The sequence below is a fragment of the Citrobacter sp. BIDMC107 genome, assembly GCF_001037575.1.
GTDB lineage: Bacteria > Pseudomonadota > Gammaproteobacteria > Enterobacterales > Enterobacteriaceae > Citrobacter > Citrobacter freundii.
In genome coordinates this window covers 3,490,099-3,515,096 of sequence record NZ_KQ089848.1, presented here as the reverse complement: position 1 = coordinate 3,515,096, position 24,998 = coordinate 3,490,099, and the positions used below count along the sequence as shown (strand labels likewise).

Annotated in this window: 25 protein-coding genes; 4 read left to right on the top strand and 21 right to left on the bottom strand. The window is 52.8% G+C overall.

Translation table 11 applies throughout. The features are described 5' to 3' along the window. The first annotated feature begins 65 nt into the window (after positions 1-65). Complete coding sequence (locus tag SK39_RS16430; protein ID WP_032938341.1) at positions 66-470, top strand: MarR family winged helix-turn-helix transcriptional regulator; 405 nt, start codon at positions 66-68, stop codon at positions 468-470. A 142-nt stretch (positions 471-612) separates the two neighbouring features. Here the strand turns inward: SK39_RS16430 and rpoS are convergent, their stop codons facing one another. From rpoS to cysD, 12 genes are all read right to left on the bottom strand, one after another. Continuing rightward, positions 613-1,605 carry an RNA polymerase sigma factor RpoS gene (gene rpoS / locus SK39_RS16425; protein ID WP_000081498.1) on the bottom strand — a complete coding sequence of 331 codons (993 nt, stop codon included), beginning with the start codon at positions 1,603-1,605 and terminating at the stop codon, positions 613-615. A 62-nt stretch (positions 1,606-1,667) separates the two neighbouring features. Further along, positions 1,668-2,750 carry a murein hydrolase activator NlpD gene (nlpD, locus tag SK39_RS16420; RefSeq protein ID WP_223232897.1) on the bottom strand — a complete coding sequence of 361 codons (1,083 nt, stop codon included), beginning with the start codon at positions 2,748-2,750 and terminating at the stop codon, positions 1,668-1,670. Positions 2,751-2,934: 184 nt separating this feature from the next. After that, the gene (locus SK39_RS16415) at positions 2,935-3,561 is read right to left on the bottom strand and encodes a protein-L-isoaspartate(D-aspartate) O-methyltransferase (protein WP_003034172.1); all 627 of its coding nucleotides are present in this window, start codon (positions 3,559-3,561) and stop codon (positions 2,935-2,937) included. Next, positions 3,555-4,316, bottom strand: a complete 762-nt coding sequence (gene surE, locus SK39_RS16410; protein WP_003825728.1) for a 5'/3'-nucleotidase SurE — start codon at positions 4,314-4,316, stop codon at positions 3,555-3,557. The genes SK39_RS16415 and surE overlap by 7 nt, the downstream gene beginning before the upstream one ends. Further along, complete coding sequence (gene truD, locus SK39_RS16405; RefSeq protein ID WP_016150904.1) at positions 4,297-5,346, bottom strand: tRNA pseudouridine(13) synthase TruD; 1,050 nt, start codon at positions 5,344-5,346, stop codon at positions 4,297-4,299. The genes surE and truD overlap by 20 nt, the downstream gene beginning before the upstream one ends. Then, positions 5,343-5,822, bottom strand: a complete 480-nt coding sequence (gene ispF / locus SK39_RS16400) for a 2-C-methyl-D-erythritol 2,4-cyclodiphosphate synthase (protein ID WP_003034167.1) — start codon at positions 5,820-5,822, stop codon at positions 5,343-5,345. The genes truD and ispF overlap by 4 nt, the downstream gene beginning before the upstream one ends. A gap of 55 nt (positions 5,823-5,877) precedes the next feature. Then, a complete protein-coding gene (gene ispD, locus SK39_RS16395; protein WP_003840328.1) occupies positions 5,878-6,573 on the bottom strand; it encodes a 2-C-methyl-D-erythritol 4-phosphate cytidylyltransferase in 696 nt (231 codons plus the stop codon). An 18-nt stretch (positions 6,574-6,591) separates the two neighbouring features. Then, entirely contained in the window at positions 6,592-6,903 is a 312-nt protein-coding gene (gene ftsB, locus SK39_RS16390) for a cell division protein FtsB (protein ID WP_003034163.1), read from the bottom strand. Positions 6,904-7,118: 215 nt separating this feature from the next. Next, positions 7,119-7,442, bottom strand: coding sequence for a DUF3561 family protein (locus tag SK39_RS16385; RefSeq protein WP_003034160.1), 324 nt, complete (start codon positions 7,440-7,442; stop codon positions 7,119-7,121). Positions 7,443-7,489: 47 nt separating this feature from the next. Beyond that, positions 7,490-8,095 carry an adenylyl-sulfate kinase gene (gene cysC, locus SK39_RS16380; protein WP_003034157.1) on the bottom strand — a complete coding sequence of 202 codons (606 nt, stop codon included), beginning with the start codon at positions 8,093-8,095 and terminating at the stop codon, positions 7,490-7,492. Continuing rightward, complete coding sequence (gene cysN, locus SK39_RS16375; protein ID WP_048217205.1) at positions 8,095-9,522, bottom strand: sulfate adenylyltransferase subunit CysN; 1,428 nt, start codon at positions 9,520-9,522, stop codon at positions 8,095-8,097. The genes cysC and cysN overlap by 1 nt, the downstream gene beginning before the upstream one ends. A 9-nt stretch (positions 9,523-9,531) precedes the next feature. Next, a complete protein-coding gene (cysD, locus tag SK39_RS16370; protein WP_048217204.1) occupies positions 9,532-10,440 on the bottom strand; it encodes a sulfate adenylyltransferase subunit CysD in 909 nt (302 codons plus the stop codon). Between the two features lie 254 nt (positions 10,441-10,694). Between cysD and SK39_RS16365 the strand changes: the two genes are divergently transcribed. Continuing rightward, positions 10,695-11,738, top strand: coding sequence for an aminopeptidase (locus SK39_RS16365; protein WP_032938348.1), 1,044 nt, complete (start codon positions 10,695-10,697; stop codon positions 11,736-11,738). Positions 11,739-11,782: 44 nt separating this feature from the next. On the opposite strand, the gene cysH is transcribed toward SK39_RS16365, so the two are convergent. The 3 genes from cysH to cysJ all read right to left on the bottom strand — a co-directional run bounded on the left by cysH (position 11,783) and on the right by cysJ (position 16,112). Further along, positions 11,783-12,517 (bottom strand): phosphoadenosine phosphosulfate reductase, encoded by a 735-nt coding sequence (gene cysH, locus SK39_RS16360; protein ID WP_032938355.1) that lies wholly within the window; start codon positions 12,515-12,517, stop codon positions 11,783-11,785. A gap of 83 nt (positions 12,518-12,600) precedes the next feature. After that, positions 12,601-14,313 (bottom strand): assimilatory sulfite reductase (NADPH) hemoprotein subunit, encoded by a 1,713-nt coding sequence (cysI, locus tag SK39_RS16355; RefSeq protein WP_032938357.1) that lies wholly within the window; start codon positions 14,311-14,313, stop codon positions 12,601-12,603. Beyond that, on the bottom strand, positions 14,313-16,112 hold the full coding sequence (gene cysJ / locus SK39_RS16350; RefSeq protein ID WP_032938358.1) for an NADPH-dependent assimilatory sulfite reductase flavoprotein subunit: 1,800 nt from the start codon (positions 16,110-16,112) through the stop codon (positions 14,313-14,315). The genes cysI and cysJ overlap by 1 nt, the downstream gene beginning before the upstream one ends. Positions 16,113-16,417: 305 nt before the next feature. Between cysJ and queD the strand changes: the two genes are divergently transcribed. Next, positions 16,418-16,780 carry a 6-carboxytetrahydropterin synthase QueD gene (gene queD, locus SK39_RS16345; RefSeq protein ID WP_003034142.1) on the top strand — a complete coding sequence of 121 codons (363 nt, stop codon included), beginning with the start codon at positions 16,418-16,420 and terminating at the stop codon, positions 16,778-16,780. 91 nt (positions 16,781-16,871) lie between these two features. On the opposite strand, the gene queE is transcribed toward queD, so the two are convergent. The 3 genes from queE to SK39_RS16330 form a co-directional block, all read right to left on the bottom strand. After that, on the bottom strand, positions 16,872-17,543 hold the full coding sequence (gene queE, locus SK39_RS16340) for a 7-carboxy-7-deazaguanine synthase QueE (RefSeq protein WP_003034139.1): 672 nt from the start codon (positions 17,541-17,543) through the stop codon (positions 16,872-16,874). Between the two features lie 71 nt (positions 17,544-17,614). Then, positions 17,615-18,304: an N-acetylmannosamine-6-phosphate 2-epimerase gene (locus SK39_RS16335; protein ID WP_003846548.1), complete on the bottom strand. Its 690-nt coding sequence runs from the start codon at positions 18,302-18,304 to the stop codon at positions 17,615-17,617. Beyond that, a complete protein-coding gene (locus SK39_RS16330; protein WP_003034134.1) occupies positions 18,304-19,860 on the bottom strand; it encodes a maltose/glucose-specific PTS transporter subunit IIC in 1,557 nt (518 codons plus the stop codon). Before SK39_RS16330 ends, SK39_RS16335 begins: the two co-directional genes overlap by 1 nt. A gap of 165 nt (positions 19,861-20,025) precedes the next feature. Here SK39_RS16330 and SK39_RS16325 point away from each other — a divergent pair, with 165 nt between their 5' ends. Next, positions 20,026-20,850, top strand: coding sequence for a MurR/RpiR family transcriptional regulator (locus SK39_RS16325; RefSeq protein WP_003034131.1), 825 nt, complete (start codon positions 20,026-20,028; stop codon positions 20,848-20,850). A gap of 55 nt (positions 20,851-20,905) precedes the next feature. Here the strand turns inward: SK39_RS16325 and eno are convergent, their stop codons facing one another. From eno to mazG, 3 genes are all read right to left on the bottom strand, one after another. Next, a complete protein-coding gene (gene eno / locus SK39_RS16320; protein ID WP_003034129.1) occupies positions 20,906-22,204 on the bottom strand; it encodes a phosphopyruvate hydratase in 1,299 nt (432 codons plus the stop codon). 87 nt (positions 22,205-22,291) lie between these two features. Continuing rightward, positions 22,292-23,929, bottom strand: coding sequence for a glutamine hydrolyzing CTP synthase (gene pyrG, locus SK39_RS16315; RefSeq protein ID WP_003034127.1), 1,638 nt, complete (start codon positions 23,927-23,929; stop codon positions 22,292-22,294). A gap of 224 nt (positions 23,930-24,153) precedes the next feature. Beyond that, positions 24,154-24,945, bottom strand: a complete 792-nt coding sequence (gene mazG / locus SK39_RS16310; RefSeq protein WP_003840346.1) for a nucleoside triphosphate pyrophosphohydrolase — start codon at positions 24,943-24,945, stop codon at positions 24,154-24,156. Positions 24,946-24,998 lie beyond the last annotated feature (53 nt).

Here is a 24,998-nt window from a genome sequence, read left to right as displayed (position 1 = left end):
AGCAATGGTTAAACTATGACGCGTTACCCGTTAAGATAGAGACTGACAGATATTCCGGAGCTCTCATGCCGTTAAGAAACACAGCCTTTCACCTTTTACGTCAGCTTTTTCAGCAACATACGGCTCGCTGGCAACATGAATTACCGGATCTGACCAAACCGCAGTATGCGGTGATGCGCGCCATTGCCGAGCATCCCGGCATTGAGCAGGTCGCCCTGACCGAAGCCGCAGTCTGTACCAAGGCAACGCTTGCGGAAATGCTGAGCCGGATGGAAAAACGGGAGTTGGTCAGACGTGAACACGACCCGGCGGATAAGCGTCGGCGGTTTGTTTATTTGACCGCGCAAGGAGAAGCATTACTGGCCAGCGCAACCCCGTTAGGCGATAGCGTGGATGATGAGTTTCTGGGGCGATTATCTGATGAAGAACGTGAGCAGTTCACACGTCTGGTGCGTAAGATGATGAACTAATCTGCCGGATGGCGACATAAATGTCTTATCCGGCCTACAAAGTCCTGCTCCCCGTAGGCCTGATAAACGCAGTGCCATCAGGCAACAAACATAGAAAAAGGCCAGTCTCAATGAGACTGGCCTTTCTTGATAGAACTTGTGCTTACTCGCGGAACAGCGCTTCGATATTCAGTCCCTGAGTCTGCAGGATTTCACGCAGACGACGCAGACCTTCAACCTGAATCTGGCGAACACGTTCACGGGTGAGGCCAATTTCGCGGCCTACATCTTCCAGTGTCGCAGCTTCATACCCCAGCAGACCAAAGCGACGTGCCAGTACCTCACGCTGTTTGGCGTTCAGTTCGAACAGCCATTTGACGATGCTCTGTTTCATATCATCGTCTTGCGTGGTGTCTTCCGGGCCGTTTTCCTTTTCATCGGCCAGAATATCCAGCAACGCTTTTTCGGAATCGCCACCCAGCGGGGTGTCTACCGAGGTAATACGCTCGTTGAGTCGGAGCATACGGCTGACGTCATCAACCGGTTTGTCCAGTTGTTCAGCAATCTCTTCTGCGCTCGGTTCGTGGTCCAGTTTATGCGACAACTCACGCGCGGTACGCAGATAGACGTTCAGCTCTTTTACAATGTGAATTGGCAGTCGGATCGTACGGGTTTGGTTCATAATCGCCCGTTCGATCGTCTGGCGGATCCACCAGGTTGCGTATGTTGAGAAGCGGAACCCGCGTTCCGGGTCAAACTTCTCGACTGCACGGATCAGTCCCAGATTGCCCTCTTCAATCAGGTCCAGCAATGCCAGACCACGATTGCCATAACGACGAGCAATTTTCACCACCAGACGCAGGTTACTTTCAATCATGCGACGGCGGGATGCGACATCCCCACGCAGTGCGCGACGCGCAAAATAAACTTCTTCTTCGGCTGTTAACAGTGGTGAATAACCAATCTCACCAAGGTAAAGCTGAGTCGCGTCCAACACACGCTGTGTGGCCCCCTGCGATAACAGCTCTTCTTCAGCCAGGTCGTTATCACTGGGTTCCTCTTCACTCAAGGCTTTTTCATCAAAAGCCTCTACTCCGTTCTCATCAAATTCCGCATCTTCATTTAAATCATGAACTTTCAGCGTATTCTGACTCATAAAGGTGGCTCCTACCCGTGATCCCTAACGGAACTAGCACGTGAAAGCCTGGTTCCGCCGAATTATCGCTGCGGTAAATAACGCAGCGGGTTTACGGATTTCCCCTTGTAACGAATTTCAAAATGCAAGCGTGTTGAACTGGTTCCGGTACTACCCATGGTAGCTATTTTCTGCCCCGCCTTGATTTCTTGTTGTTCCCGGACCAGCATTGTATCGTTATGGGCGTAGGCACTCAGGTAATCATCGTTATGTTTGATGATAATAAGATTACCGTAACCACGCAGCGCGTTACCGGCATAGACGACGCGTCCATCTGCGGTCGCGACAATAGCCTGTCCCTTGCTGCCTGCAATGTCGATCCCTTTATTGCCACCTTCGGTAGCCGCAAAGTTTTCGATCACTTTGCCGTCGGTCGGCCAGCGCCAGGTAGAGATTGGCGAGCTGGTTGACGTTGAGCTTGCAGTTGATTCGGTTGCGCTAACTGCCGGAGCCGTTACAGGCGCTGTGACCACAGTCCCAGCAGGCTTGTTGTTCGGCAACATTTTATTAGCACTTTGTTCACCTGAATCCTCAGAATACGTAATTGTTGGTTTCGAAGCAACAGCAACGGTGGAATTTTGTGCAGGGTTGGTCACAACTCCTTGCTGTGCTGCATCCGCCTGGGTGATGGCATTTCCACCGGTAATCGGTGCGCCAGACGCATTGCCCACTTGCAGAGTTTGACCGACATTCAGGCCATACGGGGCCGGAACGTTATTGCGTTGTGCGAGATCACGGAAATCGTTCCCGGTAATCCAGGCAATATAGAAAAGGGTATCGCCTTTCTTAACAGTATAGGTACTGCCGCCCGTATAGCTACCTTTCGGAATGTTCCCATACTTACGGTTGTACACAATACGACCGTTTTCCATTTGCACAGGTTGTTCCGCAACAGGCTGGATCTGTGTTGACTGTGTGGTCGGACGCTGCACCGGCTGGATCTGCGGCGTTTGCTGTACTGTCGACGTCGAGCCCATTTTTGGTGGAGGCGTAATCAGCATACCGGAATTGGTGTTCGTTGATGCACCGCCATCAACCGAACTGACCGGTGCAGGTGGATTCGAGGTATTTGAACAACCTGCCAGCCATAATGAAACCAGTGACAATGCCGCAATGCGGCGAACGGTAAATTTGTGGCTTCCCGCGCTCATTTATCCCCCAGGAAAATTTGGTTAAAACCAGTGACGTAATCACCGTGCAAGGCATCGGACTGGGCACTGGAAACGTGACCACGATACGCTTACTAATTCCAGAATATCCAGGAAAACTCCAGGTATTCAGAGCCTGTATCTACGCAAGCTCCCCTTTTACTAAGGGAACGAAGCGTACGGCCTCCACGGTATCGATAATAAATTCGCCTCCCCGACGACGCACCCGTTTCAGAAACTGGTGCTCGTCACCCACGGGTAAGACGAGAATGCCGCCTTCATCCAACTGCATCATCAATGCGGTTGGGATCTCAGGCGGCGCTGCCGTAACAATGATAGCGTCAAACGGGGCTCGCGCTTGCCAGCCTTGCCATCCATCACCATGACGGGTAGAAACATTATGTAAATCAAGCTGTTTAAGTCGACGACGCGCCTGCCACTGCAAACCTTTAATGCGCTCAACAGAGCACACATGGTGCACCAGGTGCGCCAGAATCGCCGTTTGGTAGCCAGAGCCGGTACCAATTTCCAGCACCCGGGACTGTGGCGTTAACTCCAGCAGCTCGGTCATCCGTGCAACCATATAGGGCTGCGAAATCGTCTGCCCCTGACCAATCGGCAGGGCAATATTGTCCCAGGCCTTATGTTCAAACGCCTCATCAATGAATTTTTCACGCGGCACGGCGGCGAGTGCATCGAGAACAAGCTCATCTCTGATGCCCTGCGCACGTAATTGTTCAAGAAGAGTGTGTACGCGTCTGCTTACCATTGCGTGTCGGCTCCCACGCTGTCTAACCAGTCAGAAACAACTTCATGCGCGCCGTATGCGGTTAAATCGACATGCAGCGGCGTGATGGAAACATAGCCTTCATCGACGGCGGCAAAATCAGTATCCGGTCCGGCGTCGCACTTTTCGCCCGGTGGCCCGATCCAGTACAGCGTATTACCGCGCGGGTCCTGCTGTGGTATCACCTGATCCGCAGGATGGCGACTACCGCAGCGGGTGACGCGAATACCTTTAATCTGATCCAGCGGTAAATCCGGCACGTTGATATTCAAAATGCGCCCGGTGCGCAGCGGTTCACGACTCAGCGCCCGTAAGATACGGCAGGTTACTGCGGCAGCAGTATCGTAGTGTTTATGCCCATCAAGTGAGACAGCCAGCGCAGGGAAGCCCAGGTGACGACCTTCCATCGCCGCCGCAACGGTACCGGAATAGATAACATCATCGCCGAGATTAGGACCTGCGTTAATACCAGACACGACAATGTCCGGACGCGGACGCATTAATGCGTTAACGCCCAGATAGACGCAATCGGTAGGTGTACCCATTTGTACGGCGATATCACCGTTATCATAGGTGAACGTGCGAAGTGAGGATTCCAGCGTCAGCGAGTTGGACGCGCCACTGCGGTTACGATCCGGGGCAACCACCTGTACGTCAGCAAACTCACGCAGCGCTTTCGCCAGCGTTTGTATACCGGGTGCGTGAACCCCATCATCGTTACTCAGCAATATACGCATAATCACCCATTGTGTTAATAAGTTCCCTTACAACACTGGTGGCGAAGCTACCTGCCGGTAGCCAGAAACGTAACTCAACGGTTACGTCATCCCACCAGTTCCAGCTTAATTGTTGTGGATACAGCAACATAGCGCGACGCGACGCGTCGACTTTCTCGCGCAATAACAGAGACTGCAGCGCGGTTTCATCAGCAACAGCGGCTTCTTCAAACGCCAGCGCGTCGCGTTGAGTTCCCCACTCACCGCTGCCCGGTAATGCCGCTGTAATCATCAATTCTTTCTCATCGACGCGACGCTGTAATTCAGTTTGTTCTTCCTGTGCGGCGACAAACCAGCTTCCGCGCCCCGATAATTGTAGCGCATCGCCGTCAACAACTTGATTAAAGTCTGTTTTTTTCAGGCGTTCACTGACTATCTGATTAAACAACGCGCTACGGGCCGCCGACAACCAAAAACTGCGTTTATTGCGATCGCGCACCGGCGCATCGCTTTGCGCCCAGCGCAGCGCCCCTTGCAGGTTGCTGCCGCCGATACCAAAACGCTGAGCGCCAAAATAGTTCGGAACGCCGCGCTCGTTAATTGCCTGCAAACGCGCTTCAACATCATTTCGCTCGCTCACTTCACGCAGCACCAGCGTAAATTCGTTGCCTTTCAGCGCCCCTAAACGCAGCTTACGCTTGTGGCGTGCGTACTCCAGCACTTTACAGCCTTCAAGCTCAAATTTGCTTAAATCAGGCATCGCATTGCCCGGCACACGCGCACACAGCCACTGTTCCGTGACCGCATGCTTGTCTTTCTGACCAGCAAAGCTCACTTCGCGGGCATGAATTTTCAGGAATTTCGCCAGCGCGTCAGCCACAAAACGGGTGTTACAACCGTTTTTCAGGATACGCACCAAAATGTGCTCGCCTTCGCCATCGGGTTCGAAGCCTAAATCTTCGACGACGACAAAGTCTTCCGGATTCGCTTTCAGAACGCCATGGCCTTGTGGTTTGCCATGGAGATACGTCAGATCTTCAAACGCAGTCATTTCGTTGCCTTAATGAGTAACGCCACCGCTTCACAGGCAATCCCTTCCCCACGCCCGGTAAAACCGAGTTTTTCCGTGGTGGTCGCTTTCACGTTAACATCATCCATATGACAGCCGAGGTCTTCGGCAATAAACACACGCATTTGTGGAATGTGCGGCAGCATCTTCGGCGCCTGAGCAATAATTGTCACATCCACATTACCAAGCGTATAGCCTTTGGCTTGAATACGCCGCCAGGCTTCACGCAATAATTCACGACTATCAGCACCTTTAAAGGCCGGGTCGGTGTCCGGGAATAGCTTACCGATATCCCCCAGCGCAGCCGCGCCCAGCAGAGCATCGGTTAACGCGTGCAACGCCACGTCACCATCAGAATGCGCCAGCAATCCTTTTTCATACGGGATGCGCACACCACCAATGATAATTGGGCCAACTCCTCCAAAAGCGTGTACGTCGAAACCGTGTCCAATTCGCATTATGCCTTCTCCTGATATACACAGCGTCCTCCAGGCAGCCTGAAGGATGATGTATCTAGATAGTTCGGGTCAGATAAAATTCCGCCAGCGCCAGATCTTCCGGGCGGGTGACTTTGATGTTGTCAGCACGCCCTTCGACCAGCTGCGGATGAAAGCCGCAATATTCCAGCGCCGAAGCTTCGTCTGTAATAGTTGCACCTTCGTTGAGTGCACGCGTCAGGCAATCGTGCAATAACTCACGTGGGAAAAACTGCGGCGTCAACGCATGCCATAAATCGGTGCGATCGACCGTATGGGCGATGTCTGTTCGCCCCGGCTCCGCGCGCTTCATTGTGTCGCGTACCGGTGCGGCAAGGATCCCGCCGGTACGGCTGGACTCGCTGATTGCCAGCAAACGGGCCAAATCATCCTGGTGCAGGCACGGACGCGCGGCGTCATGCACCAGCACCCAACGGGCCTCCCCTGCGGCTTGCAAACCGGCAAGGACAGAATCGGCACGCTCGTTGCCGCCATCCACCACCGTAATTTGCGGGTGCGCAGCAAGTGGAAGTTGGGCAAAGCGACTGTCGCCTGGGCTGATAGCGATGACGACTCGCGTCACCCGGGGATGAGCCAGCAGCGCATCAACCGAGTGTTCAAGAATGGTTTTATTGCCAATAGAGAGGTACTGCTTAGGACACTCTGTTTGCATTCGGCGGCCAAACCCGGCAGCCGGCACCACGGCGCAAACGTCCAATAAAGTGGCTGCCATGTTAAATCCCTGGACGGTTTATCGATTGTTTTGCCCTGCAGTCTGAGCGCGTTTAGACGCGTCAGGCACCAGACGATAAAAGGTTTCGCCCGGCTTAGTCATACTGAGTTCGTTGCGCGCACGCTCCTCAATAGCCTCTTGTCCGCCATTGAGATCGTCAATTTCGGCAAAGAGCTGATCGTTACGCGCTTTAAGTTTCGCGTTTGTAGCTTGCTGCGCAGCAACATCATCGTTGACGCGACTATAGTCATGTATGCCGTTCTTACCGAACCACAGCGAATACTGCAGCCAGACTAATAAAGCCAGCAACAGCAGCGTTAGTTTACCCATCCTGCCCCCTGAAAAACGGCATTAATATCCCATAACTTCCGCAGACAACTTTACATCAACGGTCGGGAATGCCGCGACAACGCGGGCAAATGTACCACATTTGCCCGTTGTTACGTATACCCCGTGTAAGGAGAACATAATCTCATTGTTGGTTACGGTTTGAATTATGACCAGAGAGTGAACAACGTCGGCGATTGTTAAAAAAAGGCGTTTGCCTAACCCAATAACCATAAAAATAGTGCGCCAAACATCGCCCCAACCACCAGCAGGGTACAGGTAATGCTCAGCAGCAACCTCCCCTTCAATAGCGAGTGCAAGGCAATACCCGCGACAATCGCCACGGGCAGCAATGCGAGGAAAAAGGGCCAGGTATAAATGAAGAAAAACAGTGTATTAGGGCCATACATCAGACACGGGAATCCCAGCGCCAACAACCACGCGATAAAACCGACCACGGCCCCCGGTAGTGACCAGGTGGTTTCGTCGTCGGCGGCGAAGGTATCTGACTCTGTAATAGTAATGTTATGGCTGTTACGCATATCTAATCCTGTGACCGTGACTGACCGGGCATGTGAGCTCGGGTGTCTCAGGATCTGATAATATCTTCCTGCCTCAGCAGGTCTAATAATTGGGGTACCAAATTTGTTACCAATTGTTCACCATCAAGATGAATCTCTGGCGATTCAGGCGCTTCGTATACCGAATCAATTCCGGTGAAATTGCGTAACTCACCCGCCCGCGCTTTTTTATACAGCCCTTTTGGATCGCGTGCTTCACACGTTGCTAATGGCGTATCGACAAAAACTTCAATAAAACGCCCTTCGCCAACTCGCTCACGAACCATTTTGCGCTCAGCGCGATGCGGTGAGATAAAGGCGGTCAACACCACAAGCCCCGCATCCACCATCAGGTTAGCCACTTCACCAACCCGGCGAATATTCTCCTTACGATCGGCATCACTAAATCCAAGATCGCTGCACAAGCCGTGACGCACGTTATCGCCATCCAAGAGATAAGTACTCACCCCCAGCTTATGCAACGCTTCTTCAAGCGCCCCTGCTACCGTGGATTTACCGGAACCAGACAACCCGGTAAACCACAGTACAACACCACGATGACCGTGGCGTTGTTCCCGCTGTTGCGGTGTAACAGGATGGGCATGCCAGACGACGTTTTCGTCATGCAGCGCCATTATTTTCCTCCCAGCAGATCGCGCGCACCCCAGTGTGGGAAGTGGCGACGCACCAGTGCATTAAGCTCCAGCTCAAACGCGCTGAACTGAGAAGCCGCGGCGTGCTCCTGAACAAGTGGCTCACGCACCAGTCCCGCGCCAACGGTAACGTTGGTCAGGCGGTCAATAATTATCAGCCCGCCCGTCACCGGGTTCTGCTGATAGGTATCCAGCACCAGCGGCTCATCAAAGGTCAGATTAACCAGACCGATGCCGTTCAGCGGTAGCGCTTCAACGTCACGTTGGGTCAGGTTGTTTATATCGACCTGATATTGCACGCTATCAACGCGTGCGCGGGTCTTCTTGCCTGCGACTTTGATGTCGTAGCTTTGTCCAGGCGACAGCGGTTGTTCCGCCATCCAAACCACATCAATGGCAGCGCTTTGAACCGCCGGCAACGCCTCACCGGCATCAAGTAACAGGTCGCCCCGGCTGATATCGATCTCATCTTTCAGCACCAGGGTGATCGCTTCACCTGCATACGCTTCCTGTAAATCGCCATCAAAGGTCACGATCCGCGCTACGCTGGACTCAACGCCGGACGGCAGTACTTTGACGCGCTGCCCGACCTTCACGCTACCGGAGGCCAGCGTTCCGGCATAACCACGAAAATCCAGATTCGGTCGGTTCACATACTGCACTGGGAAGCGCATCGGCTGAGTATCAATACTGCGCTGGATCTCAACGGTTTCCAGCACTTCCAGCAGCGTCGGACCGCTGTACCACGGCATACTGGCGCTTTGCGAAGCCACGTTATCGCCTTCCAGCGCAGAGAGCGGCACAAACCGGATATCCAGGTTGCCCGGAAGTTGTTCAGCAAAAGTAAGATAGTCTTCGCGAATGCGATTAAATGTCTCTTCGCTAAAGTCCACCAGATCCATTTTGTTGATCGCCACCACCAGGTGTTTGATCCCAAGCAGCGTGGAGATAAAGCTGTGACGACGAGTCTGATCCAGCACACCTTTACGCGCATCGATCAATAGGATCGCAAGGTCGCAGGTCGACGCACCGGTCGCCATGTTACGGGTGTACTGTTCATGCCCGGGAGTGTCCGCAATAATAAATTTGCGCTTCTCGGTAGAGAAATAACGGTAAGCCACGTCGATGGTGATGCCCTGCTCGCGCTCGGCCTGTAAGCCGTCAACCAATAACGCCAGATCAAGCTTTTCGCCCTGAGTGCCGTGACGTTTACTGTCATTGTGCAGCGATGAAAGCTGGTCTTCATAAATCTGACGCGTGTCGTGCAGCAGGCGACCAATCAGGGTGCTTTTCCCGTCATCCACGCTACCGCAGGTTAAAAAGCGCAGCAGACTTTTGTGTTGCTGGGCAACCATCCAGGCTTCAACGCCGCCTTCATTAGCAATTTGTTGTGCAAGTGTCGTATTCATGGCGGCTCCTTAGAAATACCCCTGACGTTTCTTCAGCTCCATGGAGCCCGCCTGGTCGCGGTCAATCACGCGGCCCTGACGTTCACTGGTGGTTGAGACCAGCATCTCTTCGATAATTTCCGGCAGCGTCTGCGCATTCGACTCCACCGCGCCTGTCAGCGGCCAGCAGCCGAGCGTACGGAAACGTACCATGCGTTTTTTAATCACTTCCCCGGGTTGCAGATCGATTCTGTCGTCATCAATCATCATCAACATGCCATCGCGTTCAAGCACCGGACGCTCCGCCGCCAGGTACAGTGGCACGATGTCGATATTTTCCAGCCAGATGTACTGCCAGATATCCTGTTCGGTCCAGTTGGAGAGCGGGAAGACGCGAATACTTTCGCCTTTGTTAATTTGTCCGTTGTAGTTGTGCCACAGCTCCGGGCGCTGATTTTTAGGATCCCAGCGATGAAAACGATCGCGGAAAGAGTAAATACGCTCTTTGGCACGCGATTTCTCTTCGTCACGACGAGCACCGCCAAACGCGGCATCAAAATCGTATTTATTAAGCGCCTGCTTCAGCCCTTCGGTTTTCATAATGTCGGTATGCTTGGCGCTGCCGTGGACGAACGGGTTGATGCCCATCGCCACCCCTTCCGGGTTTTTATGCACCAGCAGTTCGCAGCCGTAGGCTTTCGCCGTACGGTCACGAAACTCGTACATTTCGCTGAATTTCCAGCCGGTATCAACGTGCAGTAATGGGAACGGCAGCGTGCCAGGATAAAACGCTTTACGCGCCAGATGCAGCATTACGCTGGAATCTTTGCCGATGGAATACATCATCACCGGATTAGAAAACTCGGCGGCCACCTCACGAATGATATGGATGCTTTCCGCTTCCAGTTGCCGCAGGTGGGTAAGTCGTTTTTGATCCATAACCGTTCCTATGTAATGCCGTTATTTTGCTAACGATGCTCAGATAACCTGACTATAGGGAGGGCAAGAGGGCGAATGAAATTACGAATTGGAATGAGTAGTTCCTCAAAGGAATAACGATCCGGAAAAGCAAATATCAAAAAGTGCTTAAGCTACCGGATTTCGGGCATTTAGGAGCAAATGAAATTGTTTTACCTCGATCACAGTTTCATACTAGCGGCTGAAAATTTCTGCTTGGTATTTAAGGACTCATTATGTTTTCCGCAACGCGCCACCTTATTGCTGCCATGGCGCTCGGCGCGTGTTTTATCCTTCCTGCACAGGCAACATCCTCCAAACCTGGCGATATCGCAAATACCCAGGCTCGATATATCGCAACGTTTTTCCCGGGCCGCGTGACGGGATCTCCGGCTGAAATGTTATCTGCTGATTATATACGTCAGCAATTTCAGCAGATGGGCTACAGCAGTGATATTCGGACGTTTAATAGCCGTTATGTTTATACCGCCAAAGATAACCGAAAAAACTGGCATAACGTAACGGGAAGCACCGTTATTGCAGCACATGAAGGCAAAGCGCCGCAGCAGATTATTATTATGGCGCACCTCGACACCTACGCCGCACAAAGCGATGCCGATTCAGATGCCAATCTGGGTGGATTAACCCTGCAAGGGATCGACGACAACGCCGCAGGTGTTGGCGTGATGCTGGAACTGGCGGAAAAACTCAAAGACGTGCCGACGCAGTACGGCATCCGATTTATCGCCACCAGCGGCGAGGAAGAAGGCAAACTGGGCGCGGAGAACATCCTGAAGCGAATGAGCGCCGCCGAGAAGAAAAACACGCTGCTGGTTATCAACCTCGATAACCTGATTGTCGGTGATAAGCTCTATTTCAACAGCGGTAAGAAAACCCCGGAAGCGGTGCGAAAACTAACGCGCGACCGGGCACTGGCTATCGCGCATAGTCGCGGCATTGTAGCCAGCACCAATCCAGGCCTGAACAAAGACTATCCGAAGGGTACAGGATGTTGTAACGATGCGGAGGTCTTCGACGACGCGGGTATTGCTGTGCTCTCCGTTGAAGCGACCAACTGGAACCTGGGCAAGAAAGATGGCTACCAACAGCGCGCCAAAAGCGCCTCGTTCCCGTCTGGCAACAGCTGGCATGATGTGCGACTGGATAACCAGCAGCATATCGATAAAGCCTTACCGGGCCGGATAGAGCGCCGTAGCCGCGACGTAGTACGCATTATGCTGCCGCTGGTAAAAGAACTGGCGAAAGCAGGTAAATCCTGAAGAAGAAGCCCGGTAATAAATAAACGTTACCGGGCTTTTAACAGTTAGCCTTCGTGCAGCCCGCACTCTCTTTTCAGCCCAAAGAACCGCGTCTCTTCTTCCGCCATTCCCGGCTCCCATTTGCGGGTGGTATGGGTATCGCCGACTGACAGATAGCCCTGATCCCACAGTGGATGGTACTTCAGACCATGCTTTTGCAGATACTGGTAAACCGTACGGTTGTCCCAGTCGATGATCGGCAGAACTTTAAACACACCACGCTGAATAGCCAGCACCGGTAAATGCGCACGACTGCCCGATTGCTCACGGCGCAGACCGGCAAACCAGGTCTGCGCGTTCAGCTCCAGCAATGCCCGGTTCATCGGTTCGACTTTGTTGATGTCATTGTATTTTTCAATGCCCTCAACGCCCTGCTCCCACAGTTTGCCATAGCGCGCTTCCTGCCAGGCCGCACTTTCCTTCGCCCGGTAGACTTGCAGATTAAGCTTGAGCTTGTCCGTTAACTCGTCAATAAACTGGTAGGTTTCCGGGAACAGATAACCGGTATCGGTGAGGATCACTGGGATATCCGGGCGAACCTGATTTACCAGGTGCAGGCTCACTGCCGCCTGAATACCAAAACTTGATGACAGTACATATTCGCCAGGCAGGTTTTCCAGCGCCCACGCCACGCGATCCTCGGCGCTCAATTTTTCCAGTTGGTCGTTGGTTTGCGCCAACGCCATAACGCGTTCAACTTTCGGCAGTTCGTTCAACGCGTTGAGATCGAGTTTGGACATAAGTTCCTCACTGTTTGCCTTGCCTGATGGCGCTGCGCTTATCAGATCTACCAATTCAGTAGACCCGATAAGTCAATTTCACATTATTCCCAGAAATCCCGGGCAGGATCGAGCACCGGGCGAATAATGCCCGCACGCACCGTAAAGTCACCGAAGCCTTCACCCGCTTCGCGCTCTTTCGCCCAGCGCCCAATCAGTTCATCCAGCGATGCCAGAATTTCCGGCTCGGTGATGTTCTCTTTAAACATCCGGGGAATGCGAGTTCCAATACGGTTGCCCCCTAAATGGAGGTTGTAACGTCCGGGCGCTTTCCCCACCAGACCAACTTCCGCCAGCATCGCGCGGCCGCAACCGTTCGGGCAGCCAGTCACACGCATGACAATATTTTCATCACTCAGGCTGTGCTTCGCCATCAGCGTGTCGATGTTGTCGATAAACGTTGGCAGGAAGCGCTCGGCCTCCGCCATCGCCAGCGGACAGGTTGGGAACGACACGCAGGCCATCGAGTTTTCACGCTGCGGAGTGACCGCATTCATTAAGCCACTCTTCTGCGCAATCTTCTCGATCTTCACCTTTTCACTCTCAGGAACACCTGCAATGATCAGGTTCTGGTTCGCGGTAATACGGAACTCACCTTTGTGGATCTTCGCGATCTCAAGCAGACCGGTTTTCAACGGACGGCCCGGATAATCCAGGATACGGCCGTTTTCAATAAACAGCGTCAGATGCCATTTATTGTCGATCCCTTTCACCCAGCCGATACGATCGCCGCGACCGGTGAACTCGTACGGGCGGATAGGCTCAAACTTGATCCCCGCGCGGCGCTCAACTTCAGCTTTAAAGGTCTCAACGCCTACGCGTTCCAGCGTGTATTTGGTTTTGGCGTTTTTACGATCGGTACGGTTACCCCAGTCACGCTGAGTCGTCACCACCGCTTCCGCCACGGCCAGTGTATGCTCAAGCGGCAGATAACCAAATTCGCTTGCCGTCCGGGCGTAAGTTTTCTTATTGCCATGCTCAATTGACAAACCGCCGCCCACCAGCAGGTTAAAGCCCACCAACTTGCCGTTTTCCGCAATCGCCACGAAGTTCATGTCGTTGGCATGCAGATCGATGTCGTTCTGCGGTGGGATCACCACCGTGGTTTTAAACTTACGCGGCAGATAGGTTTGACCGAGGATCGGCTCCTCGTCGGTGGTCGCAACTTTTTCCTGATCAAGCCAGATCTCTGCATAGGCGCGGGTGCGCGGCAGCAGATGTTCGGAGATCTTTTTCGCCCACTCGTAGGCTTCGGCGTGCAGCTCAGATTCATACGGGTTGGAGGTGCACAGCACGTTACGGTTCATATCGTTGGCGGTCGCCAGTGCGTCCAGGCCGACGGAATGCAGCATCTGGTGTACCGGTTTAACGTTCTTCTTCAGAATGCCGTGAAACTGGAAGGTCTGACGGTTGGTCAGACGAATGCTGCCGTAAATAGTGTTGTCATGGGCGAACTTGTCGATCGCCTGCCACTGTTTGGTGGTGATCACTCCACCCGGCAGACGACAGCGCAGCAGCATCGCGTGACGCGGCTCCAGCTTTTGCTCGGCACGTTCGGCGCGGATATCGCGGTCGTCCTGCTGGTACATACCGTGAAAACGGATCAGCAGGAAGTTGTCGCCTTTAAACCCGCCGGTCAGGCCGTCGTTTAAATCTTCGGCAATGGTACCGCGCAGATAGTTGCTTTCCAGCTTCATACGCTCAGCGTCGGACAGTTTGCCTTCGACCACCAATGGTCCTGGATGTTTTTCGCTCATTAGTAGACATCTCGCTGATAACGGCGCTCAATGCGCAGCTCACTTAAAAATTCATCCGCCGCTTCGATATCCATACCACCGAATTCGGCAATCACTTCCAACAACGCCTGCTCAACGTCTTTCGCCATACGATTGGCATCGCCGCAGACATAAATGTGGGCACCGTCGTTAATCCAGCGCCACAGTTCCGCGCCCTGTTGGCGCAGTTTATCTTGTACGTAGACTTTTTCTTTTTGATCGCGGGACCAGGCGAGATCGATACGGCTCAGTACGCCCTCTTTGACGTAACGCTGCCATTCCACCTGATACAGGAAATCTTCGGTAAAGTGCGGGTTACCGAAAAACAGCCAGTTTTTGCCTTCGGCTCCATCAGCCGCACGCTGCTGCATGAAAGCACGGAACGGTGCAATTCCCGTACCCGGGCCAATCATAATCACCGGCGTCTGCGGGTTTGACGGCAGGCGGAAATTGTCGTTGTGTTCAATGAACACGCGGACTTCACCTTCTTCTTCCACGCGGTCGGCGAGGAAACTGGAAGCACCACCAGCACGGGCGCGACCTTCTATTTCATAACGCACCACGCCCACGGTGACGTGCACTTCGCTTTCCACTTCCGCCTGAGAAGAGGCAATGGAGTACAAACGCGGCGTCAACGGACGCAGAAGATCAACTAACGCCTGAGCATCCAGTTGCGCCGGGGAAAAGCGCACCATATCGACGATGGGCGTGGTGGCGGCATAATGCTGCAACTGTGCTTTGTCACCCACTAACGGCAGCAATGTTTCGCTGCGGGTTAAGGTGGCATAGTTCTCCACGATATTGCCGGTATTCACCGTCAGCTCGAAATGCCACTGCAACGCTTCAGCGAGCGACAAGGTTTTGCCTTCAACCGTCACCGGTTCATCACCTTTCAGCCACAGCAGTTCAACCAGCTCTTTGACCAGCGCCGGGTCGTTCTGATACCACACGCCCAGCGCGTCGCCCGGCTGATAGCGCAGACCGGAATCGCCAAGGTCGATTTCGATATGGCGGACATCTTTTTCCGAATTACGGCCGGTAATTTTCTGATTCACCGCAAGCGACGCCGTCAGCGGCGCTTCTTTGGTATAGGGGCTGGAGTGAATCTCGTTCACCGCGCCGCCCGCCACGGCCTGCACCGATGGCGCCGCCGGCGCGCGGGCTTTCAGTACCTCGACCAGACGCGCGCGCCATTCAGCGGCGGCGGCCTGGTATTCGACGTCGGCATCGACGCGGTCGAGCAGACGTTCACCGCCCAGCTCGGCCAGTTTGCTGTCGAAGTCTTTCCCGGCCTGGCAGAAGAATTCATAGGAGGTATCGCCAAGACCAAACACGGCAAAAGCGGTGTTATTGAGCTTTGGCGCTTTTTTCGAGAACAGGAATTTATGCAACGCCACAGCTTCTTCCGCCGGTTCACCTTCCCCTTGCGTCGACGCCACCACGATCAGCAGTTTTTCATTGGCGATTTGTTTGAATTTATAGTCGCCAGCGTTGATCAGAGTGACGTTGAGCTTCGCGGCGATCAGATCATCGCGCAGGGCTTCCGCCACACGACGCGCATTACCGGTTTGCGAGGCGGAGATAAGCGTAATGCCAGGCATTTCAGCGACAGGCGCAAGCGCCGCTGCATTGCTACCAGGCTGCTGATTCAGCACGCCCCAAAAATAGCCAGAAACCCACGCAAGCTGTGCGGGAGTGAAATCGGTCGTGGCAGCCTGAAGGCGTGCCAGTTGCTCCGGGTTTAGCGGTAGCAGAGCGGAAGGTGGGGCCTGTGTCGTCATGCGTTGTCATGTTCCAGTAAGCAAAGCGGATTTCAGCAATAAAACCCAAACTGAAGATAAGGTTAACGGCGGGGATAGTAACAATTAAAGAAGGGATAGAAATAACAAATAACCAAATGGACTAACCTGTTTTAGTTATAGTCATTAACGACAAAAACGATTTAATAACTATATGATATATAAATAGTTATCAAACATTAACAGCGTAAATATGACGTTCTGATGCTTAGCGCCCTTTTAACTAATGATAAAAATTGTGCTTTACGGTACCCTACGGCGGTTTTTCGCATTCTTGAGAGTAAATAATGTCCACCACCTTGTTTAAAGATTTCACCTTCGAAGCCGCTCACCGCCTGCCGCACGTACCGGAAGGGCATAAGTGTGGCCGCCTGCATGGTCACTCATTTATGGTGCGTCTTGAAATTACCGGTGAAGTCGATCCGCATACCGGTTGGATCATGGATTTTGCTGAGTTAAAAGCCGCGTTTAAGCCGACTTATGACAGACTCGATCACTACTATTTGAACGATATTCCTGGCTTAGAAAATCCAACCAGTGAAGTGCTGGCCAAATGGATTTGGGATCAGATTAAACCTGTGGTCCCTCTGCTAAGTGCTGTAATGGTGAAAGAAACCTGCACAGCAGGCTGCGTGTACCGCGGCGAGTGATTGTAGGCTTGCCGGATGGCAATGCGTCTTATCCGGCCTGCAACAAGCAACAAACTCTGGCCGGGTAAGCGAAACGCTCCCGGCACAGTTATCAGGCAATATTCAGATATTTATGGGTTTGCATCGACAGACGCCAGTTGCGCGCAATACAGGTATCAATACACAAACGCGTCGCATCTTCTTTCTGGCTGATTGGCTGTAAGGCGATGATTCGTGGTTTGTCGTCGCTCAACGTTGCCAGCAGTTCATCCAGCGCTTCAATATCGCGAACGCGACCAACCGGATGTTTGATTTCATTCGCGCGCTCCAGCGCCTGCGACAGCACATCATAACCGCCACGCATATTTACCTTCGGCGATACGGTCACCCAGGTATTCGGCGTACAGCGTACTTCGTGGGTACCACTGGTCTCAATCTGGCAGCTAAAGCCGTTCTTTTCCAGCAGGTCAGTCAGCGGCATCAGGTCATGAATGCAGGGCTCGCCGCCGGTGATCACCACATGACGGGCGGTATACCCCTGACGCGAAATGACCGCCAGCAGATCCTCACTGCTCGCCGCCCCCCATTTGTCGCTTTCTTTGGTCTTGGCCAGGATGCTGTACAGGGAGACTTCCCGATCCTCAAGCTTATCCCAGGTGTGTTTGGTATCGCACCAGGCACAGCCAACCGGGCATCCCTGTAAACGAATAAAAATGGCGGGGACGCCGGTAAAGTAACCCTCACCTTGCAGGGTCTGGAACATCTCGTTAATCGGGTACTGCATAGCGCTCTCAATATGGGGATAAACGATAATTATCGCAGATCCCCGCCAAAGTATCATGCCCCATCGATGCTTTACGAGGCGATCGCCGCGACAAAGCGTGCCGTTATCTGCTGCGGACGCGTGATTGCGCCACCAACCACCACGGTATGGGCACCTAATTCCAGGCATCGTGCGGCACGTTCCGGAGTATCGACGTTTCCTTCTGCCACGACAGGTACGCTGACCGCCGCCAATACCTCACGTAAAAAACCGCAGTCGTTTTCCGCCAGCACATGCCCGGCAGTGTCAGCGGTGTAGCCGTAGAGCGTGGTGCCCACGCAGTCAAAACCCAGACGCTCAGCTGTCACCGCCTCGTCTATGGTGGCGATATCCGCCATCAGCAGCACAGACGGGTAGCGAGCGCGGATTTGCATAACTAATTCTTCCAGCGTTTGTCCACCTGGGCGCGGGCGCGCTGTCGCATCCAGAGCAATAATCTCCGGCTCAACGGTCATTAGCTCATCCACTTCCTGGAGCGTGGCCGTGATAAACACATCGCTACCCGGATAATCACGCTTGATAATCCCAATCACCGGCAGGGAGACGCTCTCTTTGATCGCGCGAATATCCACCACGCTGTTCGCACGAATACCTACAGCACCTCCCTGCGCTGCCGCCAGTGCCATACGCGACATAATAAACGGACTGTGCAGGGGCTCATTTTCCAGCGCCTGGCAGGAGACGATTAATTTACCTTTCAGGGAATCCAGTACAGTTTTCATTACGATAAGATCTCTTCGACTTCGTTTTTGATGATGGTGACATGCGGGCCATAAATCACCTGAACCCCGTTGCCGCGAATAATTACGCCACGCGCTCCGGTCGCTTTCAGCGCCGCTTCATCGACCTTGCTACTCTCTTTTACCGTCACGCGCAGACGTGTGGCGCAACAGTCCACCTCTTCCAGATTCTCTTTACCTCCCAGTCCGGCAATCACAGCCGCAGCACGCTCACTTTGCGGCAGGCCGGATTCAGTCGGTGCTGCGTTTTCACGACCAGGCGTCAACCAGTTAAAGCGGTTAATCAAATAGCGGAAGGTGAAGTAGTAAAGGAAGAACCACGGGATCCCCACCATAGGGACGTACATCCAGTTGGTTTTAGCTTCCCCCTGTAGCACACCGAAGAGGAGGAAATCGATAAGCCCACCCGAAAAGGTTTGCCCGATGGTGATATGTAAAATATGCGCCATCATAAACGCCAGACCATCGAAGAAGGCGTGAATGACGTATAACACAGGTGCGACAAACAGGAAGGAGAACTCGATAGGCTCAGTGATCCCCGTCAGGAAAGAGGTCAGGGCCGCAGACAACAGCAGTCCGGCGACAAGCTTTCTGTTCTCTGGTTTTGCAGTATGGTACATCGCAAGACATGCGCCAAGCAGGCCAAACATCATGGTGATAAAGCGCCCGGACATAAAGCGCGAGGTGCCCGCATAGAACTGCTGCGTATTCGGATCGGCAAGTTGCGCGAAGAAAATACGCTGCGTGCCTTCAACCAACTGGCCGTTGACGATTTCACTCCCGCCAAGCGCTGTGGTCCAGAACGGTAAATAAAAGATATGGTGTAACCCCAGTGGGCCAAGCATACGCAGGATGAAGCCGTACAACAGCGTACCCAGATAACCGGTCGCATCCACCAGACCACCCAGTCCAAAAATGAGTTTCTGGAAATGCGGCCAAACCACCGTCATGACCGCACCCACTACAATCGCGGCAAGGGAGCTAATAATCGGCACAAAGCGCGAACCGCTGAAGAAACCAAGGAACTGAGGCAGCGAGACTTTATTGAAACGGCTATGCAGCGCGCAGGTGACAAGCCCAATCACCACCCCACCAAATACGCCTGTTTCCAGCGTCTGAATACCCAGCGTCATCCCCTGGCCTACGGCACCGGGATTCTCGTGCGCCAGCGTTCCGTTGAGTGTCAATAAAGCGTTGATGGTGGCGTTCATCACCAGAAATGCCAGCAATGCAGCAAGCCCGGCGGTGCCTTTGTCCGTTTTCGCCAATCCTACTGCCACACCCACCGCAAAAAGTACCGACAGGTTGGCAAACACAATAGAACCTGCGCTGGTCATGATCGTGAAGATTGCCTGTAACCAGTCAACGTCCAAAAACGGATACGCCGTCAATGTGTTTGGATTCGACAGCGCACCGCCAATCCCTAACAACAGCCCCGCAGCGGGCAGTACCGCAATCGGCAGCATGAACGATTTGCCAAACCGCTGTGCCTTTTCAAACCATGCGCCCGATGAGGCGCCGCTAAACATTTGCATCATTTTTTCATCTCCCCGATTAATGATGAAAATTTTTACCATAATTAATTTTATAAATGAAAATTATCATCAAAAACCAGGAAGCCGATCATACTTTTTTAAAATGACTGGCATCTCTCCCCTGCTTTCCGCCACACTATCAGCAGAGAAACGCATTAAGGATTTTGCATGTCAGAAAATGAAAACCTGCTGCTGAGATTGCGCCAGGGCGTTGACGGATATAGCCGAACACAGCAGAAGCTGGGAGAGTTTGTGCTTAGTGATCCGGCAAAAGTTGTCTACCTGACGATTACCGAACTGGCGCGTGAAAGCGACACCAGCGAGGCGAGCGTCACACGTCTGTGCCGCACGCTTGGGTGTAAGGGTTATAACGAATTCAAAATGGCGCTGGCTCTCGATCTCCAGCAAGGACAGCCGGTAGAGCACAGCGGGGATGAAATTGACAATGTGGTCAATGAATCCGTGCAAGCGCTGCAGGACACAGCAAAGTTACTCGACAGGACATTACTGGAATCCGCCGCTCTGGCGCTACATCAGGCTCAGTCGGTACAGATTTATGGCGTAGCGGCCAGCGCTATTCTGGGGGAGTATTTACATTACAAACTCCTGCGCCTCGGCAAACCCGCGCAACTGTTCAGCGACATGCACCGCGCAGCCATGAATGCCACTACGCTTAGCAAAAATACGCTCGTGGTAGCGATCTCCAGTTCAGGCTCCACGCGCGATCTGCTGCATGTCGTGAAACTGGCGCGTAAGCAAGGCGTGCGCGTACTGGCGCTGAGTAATACGCCGCGCAGTCCGCTGGCTTCGCTGAGCGATATTCAACTGGTCGCAGCCAAACCAGAAGGTCCGTTGAGTGCTGGTGCGCTAAACGCCAAGGTGGGTGTGATGCTGTTGGTTGAACTTCTCACCACGTCGCTGATTGCGCTGGATGAAAAGTACAGTGATGTGAGCCAGCAAACAGCCAGCGCAACACTTCCTCTACTGCTTTAAAAGCATAAAAAAACCCGCCGCAGCGGGTTTTTACGTTAAGAGTTAAAGAACAGGATTACGCCTGACCTTTGATCTCTTTACGACCGTTATACGGTGCTTGTTCACCCAGAGCTTCTTCGATACGAATCAGCTGGTTGTACTTAGCAACGCGGTCAGAACGGCTCATAGAACCAGTTTTGATCTGGCCTGCAGCGGTACCAACAGCCAGATCAGCGATGGTAGCATCTTCAGTTTCGCCAGAACGGTGAGAGATGACAGCGGTGTAGCCAGCGTCTTTCGCCATTTTGATCGCAGCCAGAGTTTCGGTCAGAGAACCGATCTGGTTGAATTTGATCAGGATGGAGTTAACGATGCCTTTTTCGATGCCTTCTTTCAGGATCTTGGTGTTGGTTACGAACAGATCGTCACCAACCAGCTGGATTTTGTCGCCCAGTACTTTAGTCTGGTATGCGAAACCATCCCAGTCAGACTCGTCCAGACCATCTTCGATGGACACGATCGGGTACTGTTTGGTCAGTTCTTCCAGGAAGTGAGTGAATTCTTCGGAGGTGAATGCTTTGTTGCCTTCGCCAGCCAGAACGTATTTACCGTCTTTGTAGAATTCAGAAGCTGCACAGTCCATCGCCAGAGTGATGTCTTTGCCCAGCTCGTAGCCAGCTGCTTTAACCGCTTCAGCGATTACAGCCAGAGCTTCAGCGTTGGAACCCAGGTTCGGCGCGTAGCCGCCTTCGTCACCAACTGCAGTGTTCATACCTTTAGCTTTCAGAACTTTAGCCAGGTTGTGGAACACTTCAGAACCCATACGAACGGCTTCTTTCAGAGTCTTAGCGCCAACCGGCTGAATCATGAATTCCTGGATGTCGACGTTGTTGTCAGCGTGCTCACCACCGTTGATGATGTTCATCATCGGAACTGGCATGGAGTATTTACCCGGAGTACCGTTCAGTTCAGCGATGTGTGCATACAGCGGCAGGCCTTTAGCAGCAGCTGCTGCTTTGGCGTTCGCCAGGGACACAGCCAGGATGGCGTTTGCACCGAAGTTGGATTTGTTTTCAGTACCGTCCAGATCGATCATGATCTTGTCGATGCCAGCCTGATCTTTAGCATCTTTACCCAGCAGAGCCTGAGCAATTGGGCCGTTAACAGCTGCAACAGCTTTCAGTACGCCTTTACCCATGAAACGGGATTTGTCGCCATCGCGCAGTTCCAGTGCTTCGCGGGAACCAGTAGAAGCACCTGACGGAGCTGCTGCCATACCAACGAAACCACCTTCCAGGTGTACTTCGGCTTCAACAGTCGGGTTACCACGGGAGTCGATGATTTCACGACCGATGATTTTAACGATTTTGGACATTAGATTTTCCTCAGTACAAGTTAAACTAAAACTCCAGACAAACAATGCACCCTGATGGGTGCATTGCCGTTCTAACTTATTTACTTCTTACTTCGCCTGACGCTTCTGATGTTCACTGGCGGCTTTCACAAAGCCGGCAAACAGCGGGTGCCCATCACGTGGCGTGGAAGTAAATTCCGGGTGGAACTGACAGGCCACGAACCACGGATGATTCGGTACCTCAATGATCTCGACCAACTGATCATCACCGGAACGGCCTGCAATACGCAGACCCGCAGCTTCAATCTGTTTCAACAGCATATTGTTGACTTCGTAACGGTGGCGGTGGCGTTCAACAATTGTCGGCGCGCCGTACAGTTGACGAACCAGGCTATCGTCGCTCAACTGACACTGCTGCGCACCAAGACGCATAGTGCCGCCCAGATCGCTCTTCTCGGTACGGACTTCGACGTTGCCGTCTTCATCGCGCCATTCGGTAATCAGGGCCACCACCGGGTACTTACAGTCTGGCACAAATTCCGTGGAGTTGGCGTTGTCCATACCCACTACGTTACGTGCAAACTCAATCAACGCAACCTGCATACCCAGGCAAATGCCCAGATAAGGAATATTGTTCTCACGCGCAAAGCGCGCCGTCGCGATTTTACCTTCAACACCACGGTAGCCGAAGCCGCCAGGGATCAGGATTGCATCAAGACCTTTCAGGATCTCAACGCCACGCGTTTCGACATCTTGTGAATCGATCAGCTTGATATTGACGGTGACACGATTCTTCAGACCGCCATGCTTCAGCGCTTCGATAACTGATTTATAGGCATCCGGCAGTTCAATGTACTTGCCGACCATACCGATAGTCACTTCGCCTGCCGGATTCGCTTCTTCGTAGATAACCTGTTCCCATTCTGACAGATTAGCTTCCGGACAGTTCAAGCTGAATCGTTTACAAATATAATCGTCAAGGCCCTGAGATTTCAACAGGCCCGGGATTTTATAGATGGAATCGACATCTTTCAGAGAAATCACCGCTTTTTCCGGAACGTTACAGAACAATGCAATTTTTGCACGTTCATTAGCCGGAACTGCGCGATCGGAGCGGCAAATCAGGATATCTGGCTGAATACCGATAGAAAGCAGCTCTTTTACAGAGTGCTGAGTCGGTTTAGTTTTGACTTCACCTGCCGCTGCCATGTACGGAACCAGCGTCAGATGCATAAACAGCGTGTGCTCGCGACCAATTTCTACGGCCATCTGGCGAATCGCTTCAAGGAACGGCAGAGATTCGATATCCCCAACGGTTCCGCCGATTTCAACCAGAACAACATCATGACCTTCACCGCCTTCCAGAACACGCTCTTTAATGGCATTCGTGATGTGCGGGATAACCTGAACGGTCGCGCCCAGGTAGTCACCACGGCGTTCTTTACGCAGAACGTCGGAGTAGATACGACCCGTAGTGAAGTTGTTGCGGCGGCTCATTTTGGTACGAATGAAGCGCTCATAGTGACCCAGGTCCAGGTCGGTTTCAGCGCCGTCTTCGGTAACGAACACTTCCCCGTGTTGGATTGGGCTCATAGTACCTGGATCGACGTTGATGTACGGATCCAGTTTCATCATGGTTACATTGAGGCCACGGGCTTCAAGAATGGCTGCCAGGGAGGCTGCGGCAATGCCTTTTCCCAGAGAGGATACGACCCCGCCGGTCACAAAAATATAGTTCGTTGTCATGCTGGACCTGAGAAGTTAGGGTGAAACGATGGAATTACCAAGACGGGAAAGTAGTATACCCGAACATGACGAGCGCCACAAACTTTCATTATTCCTCCTCTTCACCAGGCTCACATTAACATCGGGAGTGAGAAAATAGCCCCTTTGGGGTAAATGTTTTTGACGTAAATCAAGCGCTTGTTATTTAAAAAATCACACAAATCGCCCTTGACCGACGAAATCCCTTAGAGATCAATTTCCTGCCGTTTTACCTGTTGCCAGACTTCTTCCATAGTTTCCAGATCAACACCAGTCATTTCCAGACCGCGAGCAGCCACAATTCGCTCAACCTCACGAAAACGTCGCTCAAATTTCTCGTTCGCTTTTTGCAAAGCAGTCTCTGCTTTAGTGCCTAAATGCCGGGCCATATTGACCGTGGCAAACAGCAGATCGCCCATTTCCTCCTCCAGTTTAGCCTGGTCGACAACAGCCTGCTTCGCCTCAAACATGACTTCGTCGATCTCTTCGTAAACCTTGTCGACAACCGGTCCTAATGTTTTCCAGTCGAAGCCAACATTTGAGCAGCGTTTCTGGATTTTTTGGGCGCGCATTAATGCCGGTAAACTACGGGGAATATCGTCGAGCGCGGAATGCTGTGCCTTCTCAGCACGTTCTTCGGTTTTGATTTGCTCCCAACGGGTAAGCACCTCGGTGCTGTTACTTGCAGAAACATCAGCAAAAACATGCGGGTGGCGGCGTTCAAGCTTATCGCTTATCGCAGCGCAAATATCATCAAAGTTGAAGCGTCCTTCTTCCTGAGCCATCTGGGCGTAAAACACCACCTGGAACAGCAGATCCCCCAACTCTCCACGCAGGTCGTCGAAGTCTTCTCGCGCAATCGCGTCCAGCACTTCATAAGTTTCTTCGAGGGTATAAGGAGCAATAGTGGCGAATGTCTGCTCTTTGTCCCACGGACAGCCGTTCTCCGGGTCGCGCAGGCGCTGCATAATACCGAGCAGTCGGTCGATTTGATTCATTGGAATATCCTGAAATTTCAATACGGTAGGCCGGATAAGGCGACATCAGGCAA

Bases quoted from the DNA above. Each gene is read 5' to 3' on its own strand.
- SK39_RS16430 (WP_032938341.1), top strand. From the start codon at position 66: ATGCCGTTAAGAAACACAGCCTTTCACCTTTTACGTCAGCTTTTTCAG.
- rpoS (WP_000081498.1), bottom strand. From the start codon at position 1,605: ATGAGTCAGAATACGCTGAAAGTTCATGATTTAAATGAAGATGCGGAA.
- SK39_RS16415 (WP_003034172.1), bottom strand. From the start codon at position 3,561: ATGGTAAGCAGACGCGTACACACTCTTCTTGAACAATTACGTGCGCAG.
- surE (WP_003825728.1), bottom strand. From the start codon at position 4,316: ATGCGTATATTGCTGAGTAACGATGATGGGGTTCACGCACCCGGTATA.
- truD (WP_016150904.1), bottom strand. From the start codon at position 5,346: ATGACTGCGTTTGAAGATCTGACGTATCTCCATGGCAAACCACAAGGC.
- ispF (WP_003034167.1), bottom strand. From the start codon at position 5,822: ATGCGAATTGGACACGGTTTCGACGTACACGCTTTTGGAGGAGTTGGC.
- ispD (WP_003840328.1), bottom strand. From the start codon at position 6,573: ATGGCAGCCACTTTATTGGACGTTTGCGCCGTGGTGCCGGCTGCCGGG.
- ftsB (WP_003034163.1), bottom strand. From the start codon at position 6,903: ATGGGTAAACTAACGCTGCTGTTGCTGGCTTTATTAGTCTGGCTGCAG.
- SK39_RS16385 (WP_003034160.1), bottom strand. From the start codon at position 7,442: ATGCGTAACAGCCATAACATTACTATTACAGAGTCAGATACCTTCGCC.
- cysC (WP_003034157.1), bottom strand. From the start codon at position 8,095: ATGGCGCTGCATGACGAAAACGTCGTCTGGCATGCCCATCCTGTTACA.
- cysN (WP_048217205.1), bottom strand. From the start codon at position 9,522: ATGAATACGACACTTGCACAACAAATTGCTAATGAAGGCGGCGTTGAA.
- cysD (WP_048217204.1), bottom strand. From the start codon at position 10,440: ATGGATCAAAAACGACTTACCCACCTGCGGCAACTGGAAGCGGAAAGC.
- SK39_RS16365 (WP_032938348.1), top strand. From the start codon at position 10,695: ATGTTTTCCGCAACGCGCCACCTTATTGCTGCCATGGCGCTCGGCGCG.
- cysH (WP_032938355.1), bottom strand. From the start codon at position 12,517: ATGTCCAAACTCGATCTCAACGCGTTGAACGAACTGCCGAAAGTTGAA.
- cysI (WP_032938357.1), bottom strand. From the start codon at position 14,313: ATGAGCGAAAAACATCCAGGACCATTGGTGGTCGAAGGCAAACTGTCC.
- cysJ (WP_032938358.1), bottom strand. From the start codon at position 16,112: ATGACGACACAGGCCCCACCTTCCGCTCTGCTACCGCTAAACCCGGAG.
- queD (WP_003034142.1), top strand. From the start codon at position 16,418: ATGTCCACCACCTTGTTTAAAGATTTCACCTTCGAAGCCGCTCACCGC.
- queE (WP_003034139.1), bottom strand. From the start codon at position 17,543: ATGCAGTACCCGATTAACGAGATGTTCCAGACCCTGCAAGGTGAGGGT.
- SK39_RS16335 (WP_003846548.1), bottom strand. From the start codon at position 18,304: ATGAAAACTGTACTGGATTCCCTGAAAGGTAAATTAATCGTCTCCTGC.
- SK39_RS16330 (WP_003034134.1), bottom strand. From the start codon at position 19,860: ATGATGCAAATGTTTAGCGGCGCCTCATCGGGCGCATGGTTTGAAAAG.
- SK39_RS16325 (WP_003034131.1), top strand. From the start codon at position 20,026: ATGTCAGAAAATGAAAACCTGCTGCTGAGATTGCGCCAGGGCGTTGAC.
- eno (WP_003034129.1), bottom strand. From the start codon at position 22,204: ATGTCCAAAATCGTTAAAATCATCGGTCGTGAAATCATCGACTCCCGT.
- pyrG (WP_003034127.1), bottom strand. From the start codon at position 23,929: ATGACAACGAACTATATTTTTGTGACCGGCGGGGTCGTATCCTCTCTG.
- mazG (WP_003840346.1), bottom strand. From the start codon at position 24,945: ATGAATCAAATCGACCGACTGCTCGGTATTATGCAGCGCCTGCGCGAC.